The sequence below is a fragment of the Yoonia sp. genome (assembly GCF_046498525.1).
Lineage (GTDB): Bacteria > Pseudomonadota > Alphaproteobacteria > Rhodobacterales > Rhodobacteraceae > Yoonia.
Window position 1 is genome coordinate 1 of the sequence record NZ_JAWOAN010000074.1, and the last position, 5,524, is coordinate 5,524.

The 5,524-nt window shown below is 56.8% G+C and carries 4 protein-coding genes and 1 pseudogene; 4 read left to right on the forward strand and 1 reads right to left on the reverse strand.

The window, feature by feature from the left end:
* From glpK to R6T97_RS04950, 4 genes are all read left to right on the forward strand, one after another.
* Positions 1-1,369 (forward strand): glycerol kinase GlpK (glpK, locus tag R6T97_RS04935; protein WP_410348190.1); only part of this gene is annotated, 1,369 nt, incomplete at its 5' end.
* Positions 1,370-1,372: 3 nt separating this feature from the next.
* Positions 1,373-2,383 (forward strand): class 1 fructose-bisphosphatase, encoded by a 1,011-nt coding sequence (locus tag R6T97_RS04940; protein WP_410348191.1) that lies wholly within the window; start codon positions 1,373-1,375, stop codon positions 2,381-2,383.
* Between the two features lie 15 nt (positions 2,384-2,398).
* Positions 2,399-3,457: a class II fructose-bisphosphate aldolase gene (gene fba, locus R6T97_RS04945; protein WP_410348192.1), complete on the forward strand. Its 1,059-nt coding sequence runs from the start codon at positions 2,399-2,401 to the stop codon at positions 3,455-3,457.
* Positions 3,454-4,596 (forward strand): iron-containing alcohol dehydrogenase, encoded by a 1,143-nt coding sequence (locus tag R6T97_RS04950; protein WP_410348193.1) that lies wholly within the window; start codon positions 3,454-3,456, stop codon positions 4,594-4,596. The genes fba and R6T97_RS04950 overlap by 4 nt, the downstream gene beginning before the upstream one ends.
* A 337-nt stretch (positions 4,597-4,933) precedes the next feature.
* Here R6T97_RS04950 and R6T97_RS04955 read toward each other — a convergent pair.
* Positions 4,934-5,428 (reverse strand): annotated as a pseudogene (locus R6T97_RS04955) (transposase); the annotation flags it as partial.
* Positions 5,429-5,524 lie beyond the last annotated feature (96 nt).

Here is a 5,524-nt window from a genome sequence, read left to right on the forward strand (position 1 = left end):
GGCTGATTTGTGGGCAACAACTGCCGCGACATGCCGCGCCGTCATCGAAAAAGCAGGTGCCAACGCTGAAAGCATCGCCGCCATCGGCATCACCAATCAGCGCGAGACGACGCTGGTTTGGGATCGCAAGACCGGCAAACCTGTTCATAATGCCATCGTCTGGCAGGATCGGCGCACCTCGGCCTTGTGCAAATCATTGAAGGAAGAGGGTTTTGAGGAAACCGTGACCGACCGCACGGGACTATTGCTGGATCCTTATTTTTCGGGAACGAAACTGGCTTGGATCTTGGACAACACCGACGGGGTTCGCGCACGCGCCGAAGCGGGAGAGCTGGTTTTCGGCACTGTCGACACATGGCTGGTCTGGAACCTGACAGGGGGCAAGGTGCATGTGTCCGATGCCACGAATGCCGCGCGCACCATGCTTTACGATATCCGTAAGGGCCGCTGGTCAAAGACCATCTGCGACCGTCTGGGGATTCCCATGTCGATGTTGCCAGAGGTGCGGGACAGCGCCGCCGATTTTGGTGAAACGCGCGCGGATCTGTTTGGCCGCCCCATCCCGATCCTCGGAATTGCGGGCGATCAGCAGGCCGCGACGGTAGGACAGGCGTGTTTCAAGCCGGGTATGTTGAAGTCCACTTACGGAACCGGCTGCTTTGCCCTTCTGAACACCGGCGATACGCCGGTGCGGTCGCAAAACCGCCTGCTGACGACGATTGCCTATCAGCTTGACGGCAAGCCCACCTATGCGCTGGAAGGTTCCATCTTCATTGCCGGTGCCGTGGTGCAGTGGCTGCGCGACGGTCTCAAGATCATTCGCGAGGCTAAAGAGACCCAGCCGCTGGCGGAAAAAGCCGACCCCGCGCAGCAGGTCGTCCTGGTTCCCGCCTTCACGGGGTTGGGCGCGCCTTATTGGAACGCGGAATGTCGTGGTGCCATCTTTGGTCTGACGCGCAATTCCGGTCCTGAAGAACTGGCGCGGGCCGCGCTGGAAAGCGTGGGTTTCCAGACGCGCGACCTGCTTCAGGCGATGCAGGCCGATTGGCAGGACGCCGGTGACACCACGTTGCCGAAGCGCAAGGCGGAAACCCTGCGGGTGGACGGCGGCATGAGCGCATCGGATTTCGCCATGCAGTTCCTGTCGGACATCATCGGCGCCAGAGTGGACCGGCCAAAAGCGCTGGAAACCACGGCCATGGGCGCGGCATGGCTGGCCGGACAACGGGCCGGACTGTACCCCGCACAAGAGGAATTCGCGGCCCAATGGTCGCTGGACCGCTGTTTCGAGCCGCACATGGATGAAGAAACGCGCGCCGCAAAATACGGTGCATGGCAGCGCGCCGTCGATGCAACGATGAGGTTCTAGGCGATGTCCGATACCCAGACTTTGCGGCGCTTTCTGACACGGCACGCCCAAAAAGCACCACTGGACCCGAATCTGATCTTCCTGCTCGAAGATATCGCATCGGCCTGCCGTGTGATCGGAAACCGCCTGCGCAATGCCGCCTTTGAAGGCACCCATGGGCTGGCAGGGGAAACCAACATCCAAGGGGAAGAACAAAAGAAGCTGGACGTGATCGCGGACGAAGCCTTTGCCCGCATCTGCGGAAATTCGCCCCGCCTTGCGGCGCTGGTCAGTGAAGAAAAAGAAGAGGCGACATGGCTGAAAGAGCCTGAAGCCGGAGACTATCTTCTGTTCTACGATCCGTTGGACGGGTCTTCGAATATCGAAGTTAATCTGTCTGTCGGGTCCATTTTTTCAATTTGCAATGTCGCGATCGATAGTGACCGCGATGTGTTGAAAGCGGGCAGAGATCAGGTCTGTGCCGGATACGCAATATATGGCCCGTCGATGATGCTGGTCTTGACCATCGGGCAAGGCGTATTCGGCTTCACATGCGAATATGGAACCGGTGACTTCCGGCTTACGCATCGTGACATGAAAATCCCTGCTGAAACGTCGGAATTCGCAATAAATGCCTCGCGCTACCGTCTTTGGGACCCTTCGATCCGCCAATATGTCGAGGAGTGTCTACAAGGGCTTACAGGTGTACGCGGACGGGATTTCAATATGCGCTGGACAGCATCGATGGTTGCAGATGTCCATCGGATCATCACACGGGGAGGCGTATTTCTCTACCCCATGGATGATGGCAACAGGGCGCAAGGCGGAAAACTGCGGCTTCTGTATGAGGCAAATCCAATGGCTTTTCTCGTGGAACAGGCTGGCGGTGCTGCGACCACAGGCACGAAGCGTATCCTCGATCTTGCACCAGATGGCCACCATCAGCGCGTCCCTGTAATATTGGGTTCAGAAAAAGAGGTCGAACGCTTGATCGACTATCACCGCATGTCCGCGTCCCAAGCCGAAATTTCGTGACACAAAGGATATCAGATGCCCCTCGTTTCATTGCGCCAACTGCTTGATCACGCAGCAGAGCATGACTATGCGTTACCAGCTTTCAACGTGAACAACATGGAACAGATGCTGGCAATCATGGCGGCTGCGGACGCTACTGACAGCCCTGTTATCATGCAGGCCAGTCGGGGCGCGCGCGAATACGCAAACGATATTGTCCTTTCGCATCTGATAAAATCGGCGATTGCTCTCTATCCACATATCCCGGTCTGCATGCATCAGGATCATGGCAACGCGCCAGCGACCTGCCTGTCTGCGATCACCAACGGCTTCTCGTCGGTAATGATGGACGGATCGTTGAAGTCGGACGGAAAGACACCTGCCAGTTTTGATGAAAATGTCGCAGTGACAGCCAAGGTGGTTGAAATGGCGCATCTCGTTGGCGTGTCTGTCGAGGGAGAGATCGGGCACTTGGGTTCGCTTGAAACCGGACGTGGCGAGGCTGAAGACGGGCACGGTTTTGAAGGTGCTTTGTCTCGTGATCAACTCTTGACCGACCCTGAAGAGGCCGCCGAATTTGTCCGCCTGACAAAAGTGGATGCTCTGGCTGTGGCAATAGGCACATCGCATGGCGCATATAAATTCACCCGCAAGCCAGACGGTGACATCCTGGCAATCGACCGCTTGCGACAAATCCATGCGCGCTTGCCCGGTACCCATCTGGTCATGCACGGATCATCTTCTGTCCCGCAGGAATTGCAGGATATGATTAATGCCAACGGTGGAAATATCCCCCCAACCTGGGGTGTTCCGGTCGATGAGATCCAGAACGGAATTCGCTTTGGCGTGCGAAAGGTGAATGTCGATACGGATTTACGAATGGCTCTGACCGGTGCGATCCGCAAGGTCTTTACCGACAACCCCGGCGAATTCGATCCCCGGAAATATCTGGGACCAGGTATCGAGGCGATGTCATCGGTGTGCCGCGACCGTTTCGAGCAGTTCGGCACCGCCGGCCACGCCGCGAGGATCAAACCTGTTTCGCTACCAGAAATGGCGAAGCGCTACGCACGGGCGGGGGTCACTGTCGAATGACCGTTTTTTCTTTCACTGCACCTGAACGTACGATTTTTGGCCGTGACAGCAGAAAACTGGCAGCCACCGAGGTGGCGCGATTGGGACGCCGCGTATTTCTTGTTCGTGGGCGGTCGGTTCCTTGGGTGGATGCCTTGGCCTCTATGCTTGTATCTGGCGGAACCGCCGTCGAGAGTTTTTTCTCAAAAGGCGAACCGGATATAGACGATGTTCGCGACAGCGTGACCCGGGCGCGGACATTCGGTGCCGACTGTGTTCTGGCGGTTGGGGGTGGTGCCGCAATTGACCTTGGCAAGGCTGTCTCCGGCCTGTGTCCCAGCGAGGGTGATCCGTCAGAGTATTTTGCCCTTGGCAGTGCAGAACCTCGACGCCTGAGTTGTCCTTTGCCTTTCGTCGCCATGCCGACAACCGCAGGCACAGGTGCGGAAGCCACACGAAACGCGGTGATCGGCATTCCGGATAGACAGTTGAAGATCAGCCTGCGCGATCAACGCCTTGTGCCCCGTCTGGCAATCATCGACCCTGCTTTGACTGACGGCTTGCCCAAAGCTTTGACTTTGGCAACCGGATTGGATGCCATCACGCAACTGATCGAAAGTTATCTTTGCAACAGGTCAAACCCAGTCACCGATGCCCTGTGCAGCGGCACCATCCCGCTCGCCATCGGCGCGCTGCGTGACCTGATGAAGCAGGATACTCCCGATGCAAGAGATACCATGGCGCGGGCCAGCTATCTCAGCGGACTTGCCCTTGCGAACTCCGGGCTTGGTATTGTCCATGGTCTTGCTTCGGTGATCGGAGCAAAAGGCGGCGCGCATGGGGCCATATGCGGCAGGTTATTGGCCGATAGTCTGAAAGTGAACCGAGAAGCGGCTGTGAGCCGTGGTTATCCGACGATCCGCTTTGAAGAAGTTGACGCATGGCTTGCACAGGGCTTTGATGCAGGCTGCGACGACGGTGCATCAGATCTAAAGGCTTTTGTGGACAAACAGGGGCTGCTGACATTGCACGATTTGAACCTGCCCGAGACCGATTTTGAAAATACCGCGAGGCAAGCTCTGGCTGCATCTTCGACGAAGGCGAACCCGGTTGGTTTAGACCTGCAGGAGGTTACGTCAATCTTGCAGAATGCAAGTTAATCTCAGCATCCAAATTCTAATGGAGAGGTTTGAAAATTCGCCAGTTAACGGTGTTTAACTGGTATCCTCACCGCCATCGGGCATTGGGAAAGCCAGATCATTAAGCTGCTGCCGTGGGGTCATGCCTAAACCGTGTGATCGGCATACCGCTTACGTTCGAACATAAGCACTCCACGTCATCTTGAGACCTGCGCCTCTCTGATTTTGCTGAAACAGTGTCCAAATCGAGCTCCCGCAACCAAATCTAACAAATAAAACAAACGCTTAAGCTGGTGGTATCATAATACCATCGGCCTTTTGCTCGTTTACGTCAACGCCACGTCAACGTTTGACCAGGCCTCCATTGCCGGGATACTTGATCGTACCAACGACTGCGATCAAGTCGCCGCCCTACAAGCAGGCTCAGCCCTGCGGCATTGGGGCCAAGCAACGCCGCGAGCGCTTCGTGAAAGTCGCCAGTGGAAATGCCTTTGAGGTAGAGCCAGGGCAGCAGCTCTTCGATGGATTTGGCTTTGCGCAGGTAGGGCGGCAGGATTGTCGAGCTGAACCGAACTTTCTCGGCGGCGTCGCCCCGGTCCCTCACGCGGGGCACCTTGACTGGCACCGCGCCAATCCCTGTCATCACCTCGCGCTCAGGCAGGTGACCATGGCGCACCAGCCGCGCGCGGCCATCGTCCGTTTTGTCGGATGCATAGGCTTCCAACAGAACAGCGAGTTCGGCCTCGACGGCTTGCTCAATCAACCGCTGCGCGCCAGACCGTAAAAGTTCTGTCAGAGGATCAGGCGAAAATCCCTGTGGATCGGGCAGTTGGGTAATGGTATTTGTCGTCATGTGGCATATCCTTTTCTCAGATGAGAATTGCGGCGCGTGAACAACGCCATGATATGCCGCCCCTCAGGGGCCATCACCAACTTTTAGCTATATCTC

Excerpts from the sequence above, each read along its gene's own strand:
- R6T97_RS04950 (WP_410348193.1), top strand. The coding sequence starts at position 3,454 with ATGACCGTTTTTTCTTTCACTGCACCTGAACGTACGATTTTTGGCCGT.
- fba (WP_410348192.1), top strand. The coding sequence starts at position 2,399 with ATGCCCCTCGTTTCATTGCGCCAACTGCTTGATCACGCAGCAGAGCAT.
- R6T97_RS04940 (WP_410348191.1), top strand. The coding sequence starts at position 1,373 with ATGTCCGATACCCAGACTTTGCGGCGCTTTCTGACACGGCACGCCCAA.